This window comes from Xenorhabdus hominickii (assembly GCF_002632725.1).
In the GTDB taxonomy this organism is placed as follows: Bacteria; Pseudomonadota; Gammaproteobacteria; order Enterobacterales; family Enterobacteriaceae; genus Xenorhabdus; species Xenorhabdus hominickii.
In genome coordinates this window covers 199,531-217,482 of record NZ_NJAI01000003.1, presented here as the reverse complement: position 1 = coordinate 217,482, position 17,952 = coordinate 199,531, and the positions used below count along the sequence as shown (strand labels likewise).

The 17,952-nt window shown below is 42.3% G+C and carries 15 protein-coding genes; 7 read left to right on the top strand and 8 right to left on the bottom strand.

What is annotated here, in order from left to right; all coding sequences use genetic code 11:
- Window positions 1–117: 117 nt before the first annotated feature.
- On the top strand, window positions 118–588 hold the full coding sequence (fkpB, locus tag Xhom_RS44610; protein ID WP_069316934.1) for an FKBP-type peptidyl-prolyl cis-trans isomerase: 471 nt from the start codon (window positions 118–120) through the stop codon (window positions 586–588).
- Window positions 569–1,522 carry a 4-hydroxy-3-methylbut-2-enyl diphosphate reductase gene (ispH, locus tag Xhom_RS44615; protein WP_069316935.1) on the top strand — a complete coding sequence of 318 codons (954 nt, stop codon included), beginning with the start codon at window positions 569–571 and terminating at the stop codon, window positions 1,520–1,522. The genes fkpB and ispH overlap by 20 nt, the downstream gene beginning before the upstream one ends.
- Before the next feature lie 179 nt (window positions 1,523–1,701).
- Here the strand turns inward: ispH and Xhom_RS44620 are convergent, their stop codons facing one another.
- Both Xhom_RS44620 and Xhom_RS44625 read right to left on the bottom strand, forming a co-directional pair.
- Window positions 1,702–2,376 carry a GNAT family N-acetyltransferase gene (locus tag Xhom_RS44620; RefSeq protein WP_069316936.1) on the bottom strand — a complete coding sequence of 225 codons (675 nt, stop codon included), beginning with the start codon at window positions 2,374–2,376 and terminating at the stop codon, window positions 1,702–1,704.
- Between the two features lie 184 nt (window positions 2,377–2,560).
- The gene (locus tag Xhom_RS44625; RefSeq protein ID WP_069316937.1) at window positions 2,561–3,202 is read right to left on the bottom strand and encodes an alanyl-tRNA editing protein; all 642 of its coding nucleotides are present in this window, start codon (window positions 3,200–3,202) and stop codon (window positions 2,561–2,563) included.
- 92 nt (window positions 3,203–3,294) lie between these two features.
- Here Xhom_RS44625 and Xhom_RS44630 point away from each other — a divergent pair, with 92 nt between their 5' ends.
- The 5 genes from Xhom_RS44630 to Xhom_RS44650 all read left to right on the top strand — a co-directional run bounded on the left by Xhom_RS44630 (window position 3,295) and on the right by Xhom_RS44650 (window position 11,022).
- On the top strand, window positions 3,295–4,296 hold the full coding sequence (locus Xhom_RS44630; RefSeq protein WP_069316938.1) for a LysR family transcriptional regulator: 1,002 nt from the start codon (window positions 3,295–3,297) through the stop codon (window positions 4,294–4,296).
- Between the two features lie 166 nt (window positions 4,297–4,462).
- Window positions 4,463–5,284 (top strand): 4-hydroxy-tetrahydrodipicolinate reductase, encoded by an 822-nt coding sequence (dapB, locus tag Xhom_RS44635; RefSeq protein WP_069316939.1) that lies wholly within the window; start codon window positions 4,463–4,465, stop codon window positions 5,282–5,284.
- Between the two features lie 436 nt (window positions 5,285–5,720).
- Window positions 5,721–6,881, top strand: a complete 1,161-nt coding sequence (carA, locus tag Xhom_RS44640) for a glutamine-hydrolyzing carbamoyl-phosphate synthase small subunit (RefSeq protein WP_069316940.1) — start codon at window positions 5,721–5,723, stop codon at window positions 6,879–6,881.
- A 17-nt stretch (window positions 6,882–6,898) separates the two neighbouring features.
- On the top strand, window positions 6,899–10,120 hold the full coding sequence (gene carB / locus Xhom_RS44645; RefSeq protein ID WP_069316941.1) for a carbamoyl-phosphate synthase large subunit: 3,222 nt from the start codon (window positions 6,899–6,901) through the stop codon (window positions 10,118–10,120).
- A gap of 221 nt (window positions 10,121–10,341) precedes the next feature.
- Window positions 10,342–11,022 carry a tyrosine-type DNA invertase gene (locus Xhom_RS44650; RefSeq protein WP_084023335.1) on the top strand — a complete coding sequence of 227 codons (681 nt, stop codon included), beginning with the start codon at window positions 10,342–10,344 and terminating at the stop codon, window positions 11,020–11,022.
- Window positions 11,023–11,341: 319 nt separating this feature from the next.
- Here Xhom_RS44650 and Xhom_RS44655 read toward each other — a convergent pair whose 3' ends face one another.
- From Xhom_RS44655 to Xhom_RS44680, 6 genes are all read right to left on the bottom strand, one after another.
- Window positions 11,342–11,620, bottom strand: a complete 279-nt coding sequence (locus Xhom_RS44655) for a helix-turn-helix domain-containing protein (protein WP_069316942.1) — start codon at window positions 11,618–11,620, stop codon at window positions 11,342–11,344.
- 18 nt (window positions 11,621–11,638) lie between these two features.
- The gene (locus Xhom_RS44660) at window positions 11,639–12,481 is read right to left on the bottom strand and encodes an MrpH family fimbial adhesin (protein ID WP_069316943.1); all 843 of its coding nucleotides are present in this window, start codon (window positions 12,479–12,481) and stop codon (window positions 11,639–11,641) included.
- A 64-nt stretch (window positions 12,482–12,545) separates the two neighbouring features.
- Window positions 12,546–13,109 carry a fimbrial protein gene (locus tag Xhom_RS44665; protein ID WP_069316944.1) on the bottom strand — a complete coding sequence of 188 codons (564 nt, stop codon included), beginning with the start codon at window positions 13,107–13,109 and terminating at the stop codon, window positions 12,546–12,548.
- A gap of 115 nt (window positions 13,110–13,224) precedes the next feature.
- Window positions 13,225–13,983, bottom strand: a complete 759-nt coding sequence (locus tag Xhom_RS44670; RefSeq protein WP_069316945.1) for a fimbria/pilus periplasmic chaperone — start codon at window positions 13,981–13,983, stop codon at window positions 13,225–13,227.
- A 143-nt stretch (window positions 13,984–14,126) separates the two neighbouring features.
- Entirely contained in the window at window positions 14,127–16,835 is a 2,709-nt protein-coding gene (locus tag Xhom_RS44675; protein WP_069316946.1) for an outer membrane usher protein, read from the bottom strand.
- 549 nt (window positions 16,836–17,384) lie between these two features.
- On the bottom strand, window positions 17,385–17,927 hold the full coding sequence (locus tag Xhom_RS44680) for a fimbrial protein (RefSeq protein WP_069316947.1): 543 nt from the start codon (window positions 17,925–17,927) through the stop codon (window positions 17,385–17,387).
- Window positions 17,928–17,952 lie beyond the last annotated feature (25 nt).

Sequence of the window (17,952 nt, the reverse complement as noted above, 5' to 3'; positions counted from 1 at the left end):
AGTAGCCCCAACTGGGGCTACTAATTTTATCTATGCCCGATAGATTTCAAGTCGAGAGCCAATTTGAAAGATAGAGGGTATACTTGCAATCGTTTTTGATTAAAAGGTTTGAGCGATATGTCAATGCAGGTGCAAGCGCACAGTGCGGTTTTATTACACTTCACGTTAAAGCTGGATGATGGTTCAACGGCAGATTCAACTTACAGTCAAGGCAAGCCTGCATTATTCCGTTTGGGTGATGGCAGCCTCTCCGTACCACTGGAACAACAGCTTCTTGGCTTAAAACTGGGTGATAAACACCAATTCACGTTGGCGGGTGAAACCATTTTTGGTAAACACAACCCTGACTTGGTGCAATACTTTACCCCGCGTGATTTTGCCGATGCCGGAACCCCTGAAGTGGGAACCATTATGTTATTTACCGCCATGAACGGCAGTGAAATGCCGGGGCTGGTTAAAGAAGTTGCTGAAGGTTCCATTACGGTTGATTTTAACCATCCACTGGCTGAACAAAACATCACTTTTGATATTGAAGTGTTGGAAATTGACCCTCAGTTGGAGGAAACCCATGCAAATATTGCTGGCTAACCCTCGTGGTTTCTGTGCTGGTGTAGATCGTGCCATCAGCATCGTAGAACGTGCGTTGGAATTGTACGGTGCTCCCATTTATGTTCGTCATGAAGTGGTTCATAACCGCTATGTTGTTGATAATCTAAGGGAACGTGGAGCCATTTTCATTGAAGAAATTTCAGAAGTCCCTGATGGGGCGATTCTGATTTTTTCCGCACACGGTGTATCCCAGGCTATCCGTGCCGAAGCCCGCTCCCGTAATTTAACTATGCTGTTTGATGCGACGTGTCCATTGGTCACTAAAGTACACATGGAAGTTGCAAGAGCCAGTCGTAAAGGCAAAGAAGCGATTCTGATCGGACATGCTGGTCATCCTGAAGTGGAGGGCACAATGGGTCAATACAATAACCCAGAAGGCGGTATGTATCTGGTCGAGTCACCGGAAGATGTGTGGAAACTGCAAGTAAAGGATGAAAACAACCTTTGCTTTATGACACAAACAACGCTTTCTGTCGATGACACATCAGAAGTGATTGATGCACTTAATGCCCGGTTCCCGAATATTATCGGGCCACGTAAAGATGATATCTGTTACGCCACAACTAACCGTCAGGAAGCCGTACGTGACTTGGCCTCAGGTGCTGATGTAGTTTTGGTCGTCGGCTCCAAAAACTCATCAAACTCAAATCGATTGGCAGAACTAGCACAGCGAGTAGGCAAGCCAGCTTATTTAATTGACTCTGCTGATGATATTAAAGAAGAGTGGGTTGAAGGCGTCAGTGCAGTGGGTGTGACTGCTGGAGCATCTGCGCCGGATATCTTGGTTCAGCAGGTGATCGAACGTTTGAAAACTTTTGGTGCGCAAACAGTTAACGAACTGCATGGCCGCGAAGAAAATATTGTTTTTGAAGTACCAAAAGAATTACGTGTTGAAGTGAAAGAAGTCAATTAATATCAGGTCTGCGTAAATTGAAACTCGGCTTTTTCGGGTTGGAAGGTTTAAGCAATTAACCCCGACACAATCACCAACAAAAAGCCGAGTATACAATATACTATGGTATCTTGGATGCTCAATTTAAACACTTCCACGATATCAGCTAGCATCCACATTCCTGCAAACTCATTAATTTATTAACCTATGAACTTATAACAATTATTTATAAAATACCATTTACTACTTTCATTAGGATTTAGCTGTAAATATACTTCGTCATCTAATTGAGTAAAACCCATACTAATATATAGCTGTTTAGCTGCTTTTACTGAAGAAAGAATTAGTTTTCCTTTCATTCCTAATTGTTGTGATTTATTTACTGCACACTCTATTAGTAAAACACCACAATCTCGAATACCACAATGAGTAGCCAAATAATCTACGATCGGTAATTCAGGATAATCTTTATTCTGAGGGGAAAATTGTAAAACTCCTATAGGTACCCCTTTGAAATATGCAGCAAAAAAAATGCTATCTTTTGGTCTGTTTTTTTTATCAATGTCACTCTTCGCTGAAATAGATATTTGCTTGAATATATAATTTGCGCTGTTATATCTGTCATTCCATTTTTTTTCTTCATCATCATCATTAAGAAAACCAACAGAATTCTCATATCTCCATTCTTTATTCATGGTTTCGTTAATAAGCATATTAGTTGTATTTAACGCCTCATTTTTATCAACCTCTTTGATTATTATCGATGATCTTACATTAACTGATATGAATTTCATATTAGGTACAGAATTATAATGAGGTAGTGAATTCAATGCGACGGGCTGATTAATATTAAAAGATTTTGATCTGAACATCATATCACTCCCATATGATTATTTACTTTAACTTACTGATTTTTCATTGCATCAAATGATTAACACCCATCCATTAATATCATTTAAAATTTAAATTAACATCGGAAATAAATATTTTTACACTATCAAATGTTAATTATGTTTTATACTCCAGTAAAAAATAGAGTGTTGACTATTAATACATGAATTACGATGGAAATACCACATTATATTGCACAGATAATCTGCCTTTCTTTTCCTTTATAGTCTCTATCAGAATTCTATGAATTTGTTTTAATGACACTACGTGTGTTCCACCACAAGGATAAGGCATCAATTCGCCAAAACCAACCTCTCGAAATCCATCATTCCGCATAATAATTTGGCAAGGTAAATCTTCAGAGATAAGTTGGTCACATCTTGCTTGTAGTTCTTCAACTGAAAAAACTTGCACATGATTTCCTGGTTTGAAGGTAATCTTACTTTCTCCGGGCCAATGGTGCGCTTTGATGGGATGCCACCCCAGCTGTTCGACAATATGACCAATAAGGTGGCCTGCCGAGTGTAATCTTGAATGCAATTGACGGCGCTTGTCATCAACTCTGGCAAAAGCCATTCCTGTATTTATTGGATGTGTTGTGTAATGGATTATTTTGTTATTCTCTAACGTAACATGGATAACTTCCACATCGTTAAGCCAGCCAGTATCACTGGGTTGCCCTCCTCCTTGAGGATGAAATGGCGTTTCTTTTAATTGAACTGCATAACGTTCATCATCACAAAGAGAACAATCTAAGATTTCAACTTCCCCTGTCAGTATGGGACTGGATAAATAAAGGCGTTCAGACATAATGAGTATTCTTTTATATGAGTAAGTTACCTAATTGTATTAAATAAACTTATTTTCGATAATCCATTAAAAGATCAAATAATTTTTGACTTATGAGCACAAATAGCACGATAAACTTGATGCGGGAAATGGCCATTTTTGCAAAAGTAGTTGAAACGGGTAGTTTCTCCGAAACAGCCCGTCAACTTGCAGCAACACCTTCCGCCATTAGCCGCTCTGTAGCTAAGCTAGAAAAAGCGCTTGGAACTCGTCTCTTACAGAGAACAACACGTAAACTACGCTTAAGTGAAAGTGGGCAAGAAGTTTACGCACATTGCTTGAATATGATGGAGGCTGCTCAAGAGATTATGGCAGTATCAGGAAATTTTAGCCGTGAACCACAAGGTATAATACGTGTCAGTGTTCCTAAAGCAGTTGGACGTTTCGTTGTTCATCCTCATATAGCGGCTTTCCTTGTTCAATATCCCAAAGTGGATGTGAATTTACGGCTCGATGATCGTTATGTCGATTTGATAGACGATCAGGTTGATCTCGCTATCCGAATTACAGACCAACCTCCCCCGGGTCTTATGGGACGACGTTTATTGAATATTTGGCATATGTTATGTGCAACACCTGAATATCTCGCAGAGCACGGCACTCCACAGCATCCGCACGACTTGAAAACTCATAGCTGCATCTATCTTGGAGAAGAACCTGGGGATTCACGCTGGAAGTTTAGTCAAGGCAACAAAGTAGCCACTGTTAATATCCATGGCCGTTATGCGGCCAATCATACGGGGGTACGGCTTGATGCCGTACTGCAACATATCGGCATTGGCAGTTTGCCGTACTTTACCGCTAAACATGCTTTGCAGCAGGGGCGATTAGTTCAGGTTCTGCCTGATTGGAGTTTTAAAGCCAACTATACGGGGGAACTCTGGATACTTTACCCACCAACACGACACTTACCACCAAAACTAAGAGTGTTTATAGAGTTTCTGGCCGAACGTCTCCGTAAGGAAATCACCTCAGATAAAATGGAGGCTAAGAACCTGACGACTAATCATTACGAGTTACCTGAGGCAGAAAAGTTGCCTGAGACAGAAAAATAGCGATATGTAACATGTATCCGCTATTTAGTATTTTTTATAACAAACTACCTGATCTCTATTTTTCTAATGGTTTTCCCCTAAATCTGGCGTAGCCTGCGGTTGCCAGTTAAGCTGTTAAACAATTTGCATATCACCTCAATTAAAAATGACTTATAGCGAGGGCCTTATGGCTGATACAGATATTCGTGTTGCGATCGTAGGCGCAGGTGGGCGTATGGGACGCAATCTTATTCAAGTTGTCCAGCAGCAGGATGGCATTACACTTGGCGCAGCACTGGAGCGTTCCGGCTCTTCATTAGTGGGAGCGGATGCCGGAGAGCTGGCAGGAATTGGTAAGAACGGGGTTTCTATCAGTGACGATCTGAATCATGTCATTGAACATTTTGATGTATTGATTGATTTTACCCGCCCGGAAGGCACATTAGCTTACCTCTCTATTTGTCGGCAGTATCAAAAATCGATGGTCATTGGTACAACAGGCTTTGATGATGCAGGCAAACAAGCCATTGAAGAAGCTTCCCGTGAAATTCCTATTGTTTTTGCAGCGAATTTTAGTGTCGGAATCAATCTGGTACTTAAATTACTGGAAAAAGCGGCGACCATTATGGGGGAGAATACGGATATCGAAATTATTGAAGCCCATCATCGCCATAAAGTGGATGCCCCATCAGGAACAGCGCTAGCTATGGGTGAATCCATCGCCAATACCTTAGGTCGCGATCTCAAAACCTGTGCAGTGTATGCTCGTGAAGGCCATACTGGAGAACGTGATCCGAACAGCATTGGATTTGCCACCATACGAGCAGGTGATATTGTCGGAGAACACACTGCAATTTTTGCAGATATCGGAGAGCGTGTAGAGATAAGCCATAAAGCCTCAAGCCGGATGACTTTCGCCAATGGCGCTATAAAGGCATCAAAATGGCTTAAAGCAAGAAAAGCAGGACTCTATGATATGAAAGACGTACTTAATTTAGACAAATTGTAATAAATATTAAATTTTAACTAATTGTAATTGCACGATTAATTATATTTAACCGTGCAATTTAATAATTACTTAATATTTTAATATAATTACCAGAATTACCACTTAAATTCATGATTAAAAGTCACCTTTTTGTTAATTTTTTTCTTCGGACATGAAAAAAACCTACTTTTTTTCTGTTTTTAAATTTTCTCTTACAGTAATCAACTATCCATGCTACTTTCCTTATGTTTTTCAGCCATATTTACCCAATACAAGGCTGAAAGATGTAAAAAAGCCAATAAAAATGCCATTTTTTGTAGACAAGCCCCCCTCTCCTCATTAGAATGCGCGCAATTTGCCAAAATTTTGATAAAAATGATGATTCGAATTGATTTTAAGTGTCAATTCTGAATTAATATGCAGTAAATGAGACTGATTATTCATTCTGGAGGGCGTTTTGATTAAGTCAGCTATATTGGTTCTGGAAGATGGAACCCAATTTCACGGTCGCGCCATAGGTGCAGAAGGTGTGGCTGTTGGAGAAGTGGTCTTCAATACCTCAATGACCGGATATCAAGAAATACTTACCGACCCTTCCTATTCCCGCCAAATTATTACTCTTACTTATCCCCATATTGGTAATGTCGGCATCAATGCCGCTGATGAAGAATCCCCAACCATTCAAGCCCAAGGCCTGGTCATTCGTGATTTACCCTTAGTGACCAGTAACTACCGCAGTGAAGAAAATCTGTCTGATTACCTGAAACGTCACAACATTGTCGCCATTGCTGATATCGATACACGTAAACTGACCCGCCTTTTGAGAGAAAAAGGGGCGCAGAACGGCTGCATCATCGTCGGGAATGAGGCAGATACCCAAGTTGCATTGGAAAAAGCAAAAGCATTCCCTGGCTTGAAAGGCATGGATCTCGCGAAAGAAGTGACGACTGCACAATCTTATCAATGGGTACAAGGAAGCTGGACATTAGCGGGTGGCTTGCCAGAAGCTCGCGAAGAACAAGAATTGCCTTACCACATTGTGGCTTATGATTTTGGTGTAAAACGCAACATCTTGCGTATGCTGGTAGATCGCGGCTGCCGCGTTACTGTTGTACCTGCAAAAACCTCCGCAGACGAAGTACTGAAAATGGCGCCGGATGGTATTTTCCTGTCCAATGGCCCCGGCGATCCGGAGCCGTGTGACTATGCTATCGAAGCAATCAAAACGTTTCTGAATACCGATATTCCTGTATTTGGTATCTGTTTGGGGCACCAATTGCTGGCACTCGCCAGTGGTGCAAAAACCGTGAAAATGAAATTCGGTCACCACGGTGGCAACCATCCCGTTAAAGATCTGGATCGCAATGTCGTCATGATCACCGCACAAAACCACGGTTTTGCTGTTGATGAAAGTTCACTGCCAGACAATCTGCGCGTAACGCACAAATCCCTTTTTGATGGAACACTGCAAGGCATTCATCGTACTGATAAGCCAGCATTCAGTTTTCAAGGACACCCTGAAGCCAGCCCTGGCCCGCATGAAGCTGACTCTCTGTTCGATCATTTTATCGAGCTAATTGAGCTGCATCGTCAGAATAACGTTCAGAACACCAAATAATCAGGAGAAAAGAAAAAATGGCAAAACGTACTGATATTAAAAGTATTCTGATCTTAGGTGCAGGCCCGATTGTTATCGGTCAGGCTTGTGAATTTGACTATTCCGGCGCTCAGGCTTGTAAGGCACTGCGTGAAGAAGGCTATCGTGTCATTCTGGTCAACTCTAACCCAGCAACCATTATGACCGACCCTGAAATGGCAGATGCGACCTATATCGAGCCAATCCACTGGGAAGTCGTGCGCAAAATCATTGAAAAAGAACGTCCGGACGCCGTCTTGCCAACCATGGGTGGACAAACTGCACTGAACTGCGCATTGGAATTGGAACGTCAGGGCGTACTGGCCGAATTCGGCGTTACAATGATTGGTGCCACTGCTGATGCTATCGATAAAGCAGAAGACCGCCAACGTTTTGACAAAGCGATGAAAAAAATTGGTCTGGATACCGCGCGTTCTGGCATCGCTCACACAATGGAAGAAGCGCTGGCAGTCGCAAACGATGTTGGCTTTCCTTGTATTATTCGCCCTTCTTTCACCATGGGTGGAACCGGGGGCGGTATTGCCTACAATCGTGAAGAATTCGAAGAAATCTGTGAACGCGGTTTAGACCTCTCTCCGACCAATGAATTACTGATCGATGAATCCCTGATTGGTTGGAAAGAGTATGAAATGGAAGTAGTGCGGGATAAAAACGATAACTGCATCATCGTCTGCTCCATTGAAAACTTCGATCCAATGGGTATTCATACCGGTGACTCCATCACCGTCGCTCCCGCTCAGACTCTGACCGATAAAGAATATCAAATCATGCGTAACGCTTCGATGGCGGTATTGCGTGAAATCGGTGTAGAAACAGGCGGTTCAAACGTTCAGTTTGCCGTGAATCCGAAAAATGGCCGACTGATTGTTATTGAGATGAACCCGCGTGTATCCCGCTCATCGGCACTGGCGTCCAAGGCAACAGGTTTCCCAATCGCAAAAATCGCGGCAAAACTGGCCGTCGGCTATACCCTTGATGAATTGATGAACGACATTACTGGTGGACGTACTCCTGCCTCTTTTGAGCCATCCATTGACTATGTCGTTACCAAAATTCCTCGCTTTAACTTCGAAAAATTTGCAGGCAGTAATGACCGTCTGACGACTCAGATGAAATCGGTTGGTGAAGTGATGGCGATTGGACGCACTTTCCAAGAATCCATGCAAAAAGCCCTTCGCGGTCTGGAAGTCGGCGTAATCGGTTTTGATCCCAAAGTCAACTTGGATGATCCACAATCACTGACCAAAATTCGCAGTGAACTGAAAAGTGCTGGTTCTGATCGTATCTGGTTCATTGCTGATGCGTTCCGTGCAGGTATGTCTGTTGATGGCATCTTTAACCTGACCAACATTGACCGCTGGTTCCTGGTGCAGATTGAAGAACTGGTTCGTCTGGAAGAACAGGTAGCAGAACAAGGCGTGAATGGCCTGACCTTTGATTTCCTACGCCATCTTAAACGCAAAGGTTTTGCCGATGCCCGTCTGGCTAAACTGGTGGGTATTTCTGGTAAAGAAATTCGTAAGTTGCGCCATGATCATAACCTGTATCCGGTATATAAACGTGTTGATACTTGTGCGGCAGAATTCTTTACTGACACCGCTTACATGTACTCCACGTACGAAGATGAATGCGAAGCTAATCCGAACAATGACAAGCCGAAAATCATGGTATTAGGCGGTGGCCCGAACCGTATCGGACAAGGCATTGAATTCGATTACTGCTGTGTACACGCTTCACTGGCTCTGCGCGAAGATGGTTTTGAAACCATCATGGTGAACTGTAACCCAGAAACCGTTTCAACCGATTACGACACTTCCGACCGTCTCTACTTTGAGCCTGTTACGCTGGAAGATGTGCTGGAAATCGTGCGTGTTGAGCAGCCAAAAGGCGTTATCGTTCAGTATGGCGGCCAGACTCCGCTGAAACTGGCTCGTGAGCTAGAAGCTGCTGGTGTACCTATTATCGGTACCAGCCCTGATGCAATTGACCGTGCGGAAGACCGTGAACGTTTCCAACAAGCGGTTAATCGCCTTGGACTGAAACAGCCAGCGAACTCTACCGTGACCACCATTGAACAAGCCATTGAAAAAGGTAATTTGATTGGCTATCCGCTGGTGGTTCGTCCTTCCTATGTATTAGGCGGACGGGCGATGGAAATTGTGTATGACGAATCAGATCTGCGCCGTTATTTCCAAACCGCAGTAAGCGTATCTAATGATGCCCCTGTCCTGCTGGATCGTTTCCTTGATGATGCCATTGAAGTGGATGTTGATGCGATTTGTGACGGCGAGAGAGTCCTGATTGGCGGCATCATGGAACATATCGAACAAGCGGGTGTTCACTCCGGTGACTCAGCCTGTTCTTTACCTGCTTACACATTAAGCAAGGAAATTCAGGACGTCATGCGTCATCAGGTTGAAAAACTGGCTTTTGAACTGCGCGTCCGTGGTTTGATGAATGTGCAGTTTGCCGTGAAGAACAACGAAGTCTACCTGATCGAAGTGAATCCACGTGCAGCACGTACTGTGCCATTCGTTTCCAAAGCAACAGGTCGGCCATTGGCAAAAATTGCAGCACGCGTGATGGCAGGCCAATCCCTGCTTGAACAAGGTGAGATAAAAGAAATTATTCCACCTTACTACTCCGTGAAAGAAGTGGTATTGCCATTCAATAAATTCCCGGGTGTTGACCCGATCCTCGGGCCAGAAATGCGCTCTACAGGTGAAGTGATGGGTGTTGGTCGTACCTTTGCTGAAGCCTTCTCAAAAGCCATGCTGGGAAGTAACTCCACCATGCGCAAGCAGAACCGGGCGCTGTTATCTGTACGCGAAGAAGATAAAGAACGTATCGTTGATTTGGCTGCGAAATTGCTGAAGCACGGTTTTGAACTGGATGCGACCCACGGTACTGCGATTGTATTGGGTGAAGCGGGTATTAACCCTCGTTTGGTCAATAAAGTCCACGAAGGGCGTCCACACATTCAGGACAGAATCAAAAATGGTGAATATGACTATATTGTCAATACCACGGCTGGCCGTCAGGCGATTGAAGATTCAAAACTCCTGCGTCGCAGCGCACTGCAATATAAAGTGCATTATGACACAACCCTGAATGGCGGCTTTGCAACAACGTTGGCACTCAGTGCAGATCCGACTGAACAAGTCATTTCTGTACAGGAAATGCACGCGAAAATTGCCTGATAGCTTCCCATAACTAACGGAAATCAAATACCGTCATTTTTTTGATAGTATCCTCCTAAAACAACGGCTTCCCCAAAGTTGGAAATCCAACGAGTAAGGAAGCCGTTTTCGTGAGTTTTTGTTAATTAATGAAGCTTAATATTGCAGTCTAGGAATAATCAGCAACAATCATAGTAGGCATCTTTGATCATCATAAGGAGTCGAATACTGTGTCAAATATCATATTAAAGCGTAAATACTTAACTCACTCAGAAATTGAAGTATTACTTAAGGAGCTCGAAAAGCACCCTCATGCTGACCGTAATATTTGCATGATATTCATGGGATTTATTCATGGTTTCCGGGTATCTGAGTTGCTTGGATTACAACTATCCGATGTCGATTTGGAAGGGAAAAAACTACGTGTACAACGCCTGAAAAATGGTTTTTCCACAATCCATCCTATGGTTGCGAGAGAAATTCAGCTAATACGGAAATGGCTTTCATTGCGCCAAGGCTATAAAAATAGTGAACAGAGTGACTGGCTATTCTTGTCACGAACAGGAACACGCATGTCGCGCCAGCAATTTTATAAAATCATCCGGCAGACCAGTTTAAAGGCTAATTTATCGGTTTGCGCGAATCCGCACATGTTACGACACTCTTGTGGCTATGCTCTGGCGGACAATGGCGTGGATACCCGCTTGATTCAAGACTATTTAGGCCATCGAAATATTCGTCATACCGTTCGCTACACCGCGAGTAATGCTGGTCGCTTCGAGACTATATGGCTGGAAAGAGGAAAACGAAAATTGTCAACAATTAGTACCAAACTGTCAACCCATCAATTACCCCACCATTTCAACTTGATACATCTTAACTTTTCTCACCAAAAACAAATCAACTCTTTGATTCATTTCTGAAAAATATCTCCTCTTTTTTCACTCTATATCTTATTTATCTCTCATAAAAATTTTCATGTTTTTTATTATGTTGAGCAAAAATTTAAATTGCGCGACATCGAAAGCCATATAAATCAAAACTATTAATAGTGTTGGAATAACTAACCAAAATAATAATCAAACCAAGCCTAATCTTCTTGAGTTGACAGTTTGGTACTAAATGTTAACCATTTGATGTGTAAAGATCTTATGTTGCCCTATGAATATTGGTCAAAAAAAAGCCATTCCGATTAAGGAATGGCTTAGAATTTTGATGCCTGAATGTTTTTTCTAATTGAGGTCAATATGAACCCAATACTGTTTCCGCAACATAGGAATATTGATTATTCATGTGGGCGGCAGGGCTACGAAAGCAATCTTCTAAAAACCAATCAACGGGAGTCTTTAAAGCAATAGAAATATCAACTAAATGCTCCAAACTGATTTTATTGGTTCCTCGTTCATAACGTGACAATTGCTGATGGCTAACACCAATTCTGTCTGCCAGCTCTGCTGCTGTCACTCCAATTTCTCTCCTTCTCATTTGGATTCTTTTTCCTACCAGCATACTGACTTGCATAATATTTTTACTCTTGATTTATAAATAAATTAAATAAACTATTGCGGTACCTTCATACTTACCGGCTTTTGGTGGAGTTATGGTGTGCAGCATTGATGTCAGCGTGAAATTCGTAGGCACATTCCGCCCTTGAGCGGTAACATTCACGCCATCTGCTGCATTTCTCCCATTAATCTGCAATGTCGAATACATTTGCTTATTAGTATCGAGATAAACTTTTGGTTCATTATTGATTGACTTAGTTTGCAGCATTATTTGATTACTATAGACAGCACATTTAAATTGACCGTTAATGGAACGGGTCGCATTATTCACTTCTGGCGCGGTTAATTCCCCATAAGCAATTTCAGAAGGCAGACTGAGTTCACAGCTTTGATTCAGAGGGGGCATTTTATTGCAAACAGAGCCCCGAAATTGTTGAGCATTACCATATCTCTCGAACAGACTGTCAGCATAAAATAAACCTACACAGTCCGCATTTACGTTCAGAATGGAAAATGTCACTCGTTTAGGTATCCCAAACTGACGTTTATAGGCTCGCATAACCTCTGCGGTGGTTCGGTATTTATGTGCATCAGTTAAGCATACCTTTGCATCATGACAGGAGCCATACATACCGGGTTGGCCGCCGGTGCGATACTGAACATCGGGGCCAACATAGCATTTGCTCCATCCATAACAATCATTCGGGATCCCCTCTTCCTCTGTCCAGGCAATAATTTCCATGGTCGTTAGGATGTTGCCATTCGATTGATTAATAGTATTCACCGGCATAACATAAGCCCCACCATAGACATGTGTGGCACTTAATAAAAACAACAGAGCCGTTAGCTTCAACAACGATTTCTTAATATGGCACATAACTTATTTTCCAAATGCATCAAACTCTGGCTAAAGATCGTGGATGAAAAACCAGTCAGCATGACTAGTCGTAATTAACTTCAAAAGTCGCAGTTGCACTGAATGGACCCGTACTAATTTTCTTCCGTTGAAGAGCGCTCGGCTCCGCTTGCACATAAGCCCGGAACGGGATCACATTATTTCTGCTATTGGCGAGTAACGGGAATTCACTGGTTTTATTGAACGGCATCGGCGTACCATCGACTTTTTCCATACCAATGGCCGCACCTTTCGCGCTACTAGCTGAACTAAAGGCCAACAAATCCGGTAGCTCTGAACTTGTTTGCCCTGAGAATTTAATTTTTAAGCGCTTTGTTATACGAGGATCGCAATTCTCTAAACGCAGATAGAATGGCTTGGCTATCGTGCGATGCCTCAGGTAAAGATCACTGTTAAGAATGCTCCCAAACTCCACTTCCATACTTTTATCTTCTGCCTTAATAGAACAAGTAGGAGCAAGGACAGTTAGCGTAATTTTGACATCTTGACTCAGGTTATCTTTTGCATATGCACTTTGCTGACCAGCAACGCCAAAAAGAAACAACACCAGCAAGGCATATCTGGATAGTTTGATGCTTAACTGACTCATTATCATTTACCCGACATTTATCTAACTAATTACCTAAAAAATCCGTTTACCTAAAGAACCCCATCACAACCTGATGATTGCCGCCTTAATGCAACTCGAAATCTAGTTAATTAATTTAATTTTCTTCATTTACTACTTTTGCCACAGTGCAGGTATCACCACTACAGCTGAATGTTAGCTGTGGACGACCACCATAGTCATTGACGTAGGTCAGTACGGGTGTATTGCCCAGTGAATTAGTTGAACCACCCAGTTTTTCACTGCTTTTAGGGGCCAACATCAAAGGTTGAAAACCCTCTACACTTTTGCCATTCACTTTGTTGGATGCTTCAGAAATAGTGACGTAATAAGGTGTTGGGTTATTCACCAAATATTGGTTTCCCTGACGGGTTAAGGTGAGTTTTTCCTGCCATGGGTTATCGATATCTATACGGCGTGCAATCACCGCTTCTGGGCGGTAGAACAGCTTGATACGCGTCTGTAAAGCGATTTGCAAAACATTGGGTTTCTCACTGCGTGGTGGAATTTCACGAATATTGAAATAGAACAAGCTTTCTTGATCTTGTGGTAATTGAGCCACCGCAGGTAGTGTTTGAATCTTGATTTGGCTCTTCGCTCCCGCTTCAACACGCTGTACTGGAGGAACAACCACAAGTGGGCTATTGATCTTATTTCCCTTGTCATCTTCAATCCATGCCTGTGCCAAATAAGGCAAATCAAGGTGCTGATTTTCAATGTTCAGGCTAACTGATTTCACATCACCGTTAAAAATCACTCGGGTACGATCCAACGCTATTGCTGCCATCGCCTGATGTACTGACATCAGGCTTGTCACTGTTATGGCAGTTATCATGAGAATTTTTTTCAGTTTCATAATGTCCGTTTACTCGTGTTGCTCGTGCTCAAAATAAGCGAATGTTTATATGACTGTGCCAACTAATATTCGCACGCTTTAAACCAATTAAATCAATATAATACGCTAATTAATAGCAACTTCTTGGTTTGTTTTATTACAATTTACTTATCTTCGCCTTTTAAAAACTGACATAGCAGCAAAAGTGAAGCCAAAGATGCTTCTGCAACTTCATCAGGCACGGTGATTTCACATTGTGCTTGCCCACCCCAATGCACTTTCAGCTTTTCTCCTTTGTTCATTCCACTCAGGTAAGCGTATCCATCATCACTCACAATCCCAATTTCCCGCTGAGCTGCATTCATGACGGATGCACCAAAAGGTGGGAATGAACCGTCAGGTAAACTGATAATCGTCATCGCCTTGATACCTGACATAACCTGGAATTTACGATAGCCAATAGCGCCTTCCGTCAATGTTGCTTGCTGCACAGAGCGCAGTGCTTCTACATCATCCGGTAAGTTATCCAGATCAATATTTGCCGTATTACGGAAATAGTTATTCACATCTACCAACACAGCTTTACCAAAAAAGTTGGTATGCACCGCTGAACCGAATGCCCTAATCGGGACATTCCTGACACCTTCCGTATCCACCATCAGGCGAGTTGCACCCGGCATATTGATACGATGTAAAACAGCACCATGTGCGGTTACTGTTACTCCACCTTGTAAGCCGAGTGCTGCCGAAGTATTACCGCCATCCTGATAACTGGCGCTGGCAGTCAGCAATGCTTTGTCACCATAATGGGTATAATAACCGTCCGTTGTCACCTTACCGTCAATGCTAGTTCCCGCTGATATACGATAGTTATTACGGTCATCAATACGGTCAAAATAACTTGCCCTATGCGAATTACCCTGACGATTAACAATCCCGCTGTAGCTGATGGTGCCACTTTCTCCCCAAGGAATGGAAAGACCCAGGTACATGCCATCATCTTTTTTATCGTCAAAATTGTTGCGATAAGCCGATAAGTTGACGTTGATATTTTTATAACGTCCGATATCCAAATACTTAGATAAAGAAAGGTTATAGCGATCGTTTGTCGGCCGATTCCAGTAGGTTTGATGGCTATAGTTTAAATGGGCACTGAGACCAATATCCGTAAACTGTTTATTGAAAATAATGGTATAAAGCTCTTTTCCACTATCAGAAGTATTGTTGCGATAGCGGCGATCAATATATTGCCCCATACTCATAAAATCACGTTCTGAAAAGCGGTATCCGGCAAACGTCACCTGACTGTTGTATTGATCAAAACGTTTCGAATAACTGAGACGATAAGATCCACCTGTGAAGGTTTTATTTTCTCTCGGCAGTTTTGCCCTTGATTCCGTCACGTCAAACGACAATGCACCAAACATCATCAAGTCGCGGCCGATCCCCAGAGACAAGGCATTGTAATCACCCGCCCCCAAAAGACCGCCATATAATGACCAACCGTTATTGATCCCCCAAGAGAACTCCCCCATACCAAATGCGGGCCCTTCACGACGGTGTTTATCATTAGTGGATTGCCCCCCAATCAATTTGTACTGCACACGTCCGGGGCGCGTCAGATAAGGGATCGTAGCGGTATTGACCTTAAATTCCTGTATGCTGCCATCCTGCTCTTCAACTCTGACATCCAATGTGCCTGACACAGCATCACTGAGATCCTGAATACGGTATGGGCCAGAAGCAACCTGCGTTTCATACAACACCCTGCCCATCTGACTGACAGTCACCTTGGCATTAGTTCTTGCGACACCCGAAACTTCAGGAGCATATCCACGCAGATTCGGCGGCAACATATTTTCATCGGTGACCAAACTCACTCCCGTATAACGGAAACTATCGAAAATATTGGAATTGAGATAATCCTCTCCCAATGTCAATTTCGATTCCAATTGAGGGATCGCACGGTACATGTAATAACGGCTCCAATCCCAATTACGCTCTCTTCCCTTTGAATTATCTGCGTAATACGATTTATCGCCCTTATTTTTGGAACGCTCATATCTGGCCTGCCAGTCAGCCCGGAAACGCCACGCTCCGGCATTCATACCGGCAGTACCATTAGCACTTAACTGTTGATTATTACTGCCGTGAGTTGGTTTGGATGTTTGAGCATTGAAGTTATAGTCAAACAATAACCCAGCTACTCCGTCGTCCCAACGGGATGGTGGATCCCAGTCCGGTAAGTCATATTCCAGATAGATTTTGGGTACAACTAAATACAATGTGTAAGTAGCCAGATCGCCTCTGGCTGACATGCCTGGCAGGGTATTGAGATCAAGACATTTCCCATCGTTGTACCAACCTAATTTTTCTGCCCACTGCGACTTCAATGCAATATGATTTACTAATTCGGGAGATATACAGGCTTCACTCCCTTTTGGATCATCAGCGGGCGCAATGAAATCGATAGTATAGGTATCTGGAAATTCATTCTTATTCATCCGGACACTCATGATGTAGTTACCCGGCATGATATAACCTGAACGAGCGAATTTATCCAAATCAATATTAGCTCGTTCACCGATGTCCAATGCATCAGTATTGAATTCAATAGGCTTAGAATAGCCAACATTAATACCCGATAATGCAAACAATACAAAGACAGAAAGCGGCTTAATTCCGTATATTAATTTTTTTGTTTTTATTTTGTTCGATGTCTTATTTTTATTAACCACTTTATTTTTATTAAAGACATTTTTTCTATTACTGTTCAATTTTTTATTAAAAGATGAAAAAACATGATTCATAGAATCTGAAAACAAAGCCATAGCATCCTCTGAACAATGAATCGTTAATAATCCGATTTGAATTTAGCCGCTGTCTGATACAGACACGTCTTAAGTGTGCAAAACTTTTCACTTAATACATGACATCATTAAAATTCATCGATCTAAATTTGAGGACCCTGACCGATAATGAGGGTTGCAGAGATAGCCACATGTCCTGCTTAATCCATAATATGCTATGTTCTCTGTTTGTGCTTCACTAGTTATACCGGAATGCGGGAAGTAGAGGAAACATGTCATCATCGGTATGCCATTAAAAATCACCTTTGTATGGCAAAAAATCTTTATTTTCCGAATACAGCCAATAGAGAACACCGTAGGTTAAATAAAAAAGGGTATTTCAATTTACCACTATAGGGATAACTCTGTTGTTAATTTTTTGTTACTATGAATTAACAGCGATCTTGATCTATATCAATAAAACAGAGCTCATTACAGAATACTATGATCACGTTTTCTACTAACGTGTTAATCCCAGAAATACCCTAAATATATTATCAGGAAATCCTAAACAAAGATAAAAGTGAACTTCCTGATATTCAGCTACTAAAAATTATCTGCTTATTTGTAATATTACAGGTACGCTAAAGAGAAGTTAGCAATAGCAGTGAAGTTACCAGGAACGACTAAGCTCGCACCTTTGTCATCACTTGCTTTAACACCTTGCAGGTAAGCGGCGAAATTCAGATCGTTGTTGCCTTCGTTCAAAGACATTACGTCTGATGCTGTACCCATAGGAATGATTTTTCCAGCAGCGTTAGTGATAGCGATTGCTGCACCTTTAGCAGTTCCTTCAATGCCCAGCAGCCCTTGAGAAGCTAAACCGTAATTGTTCTGACCAGTGAAAGTTGTTGTTAAGCCTTTTTTAGCTTGATCAGTACAACCTTCTAATTCAATTTTGAACAATTTGGATTCTGAACGGCCACCATTTTGCAGTTTATCGCTAGAAATTTGTCCCATATTAACTTCGATATTGGTGTTTTTGATTGAGCAAGGCGCGTCAATGATAGCACCAGTGAATCTAACTGTACCGCTACCTTGGTTAGCTGCACTTGCCGCTCCCGCAGTTAAAGCCACACCAAAACCTAAAACCATTGCCAATTTATTAAGTTTCATAATCAACTTATGCCTTTAAATGTTA

Bases quoted from the DNA above. Each gene is read 5' to 3' on its own strand.
- fkpB (WP_069316934.1), top strand. From the start codon at position 118: ATGTCAATGCAGGTGCAAGCGCACAGTGCGGTTTTATTACACTTCACG.
- ispH (WP_069316935.1), top strand. From the start codon at position 569: ATGCAAATATTGCTGGCTAACCCTCGTGGTTTCTGTGCTGGTGTAGAT.
- Xhom_RS44620 (WP_069316936.1), bottom strand. From the start codon at position 2,376: ATGATGTTCAGATCAAAATCTTTTAATATTAATCAGCCCGTCGCATTG.
- Xhom_RS44625 (WP_069316937.1), bottom strand. From the start codon at position 3,202: ATGTCTGAACGCCTTTATTTATCCAGTCCCATACTGACAGGGGAAGTT.
- Xhom_RS44630 (WP_069316938.1), top strand. From the start codon at position 3,295: ATGAGCACAAATAGCACGATAAACTTGATGCGGGAAATGGCCATTTTT.
- dapB (WP_069316939.1), top strand. From the start codon at position 4,463: ATGGCTGATACAGATATTCGTGTTGCGATCGTAGGCGCAGGTGGGCGT.
- carB (WP_069316941.1), top strand. From the start codon at position 6,899: ATGGCAAAACGTACTGATATTAAAAGTATTCTGATCTTAGGTGCAGGC.
- Xhom_RS44655 (WP_069316942.1), bottom strand. From the start codon at position 11,620: ATGCAAGTCAGTATGCTGGTAGGAAAAAGAATCCAAATGAGAAGGAGA.
- Xhom_RS44660 (WP_069316943.1), bottom strand. From the start codon at position 12,481: ATGTGCCATATTAAGAAATCGTTGTTGAAGCTAACGGCTCTGTTGTTT.
- Xhom_RS44665 (WP_069316944.1), bottom strand. From the start codon at position 13,109: ATGAGTCAGTTAAGCATCAAACTATCCAGATATGCCTTGCTGGTGTTG.
- Xhom_RS44670 (WP_069316945.1), bottom strand. From the start codon at position 13,983: ATGAAACTGAAAAAAATTCTCATGATAACTGCCATAACAGTGACAAGC.
- Xhom_RS44680 (WP_069316947.1), bottom strand. From the start codon at position 17,927: ATGAAACTTAATAAATTGGCAATGGTTTTAGGTTTTGGTGTGGCTTTA.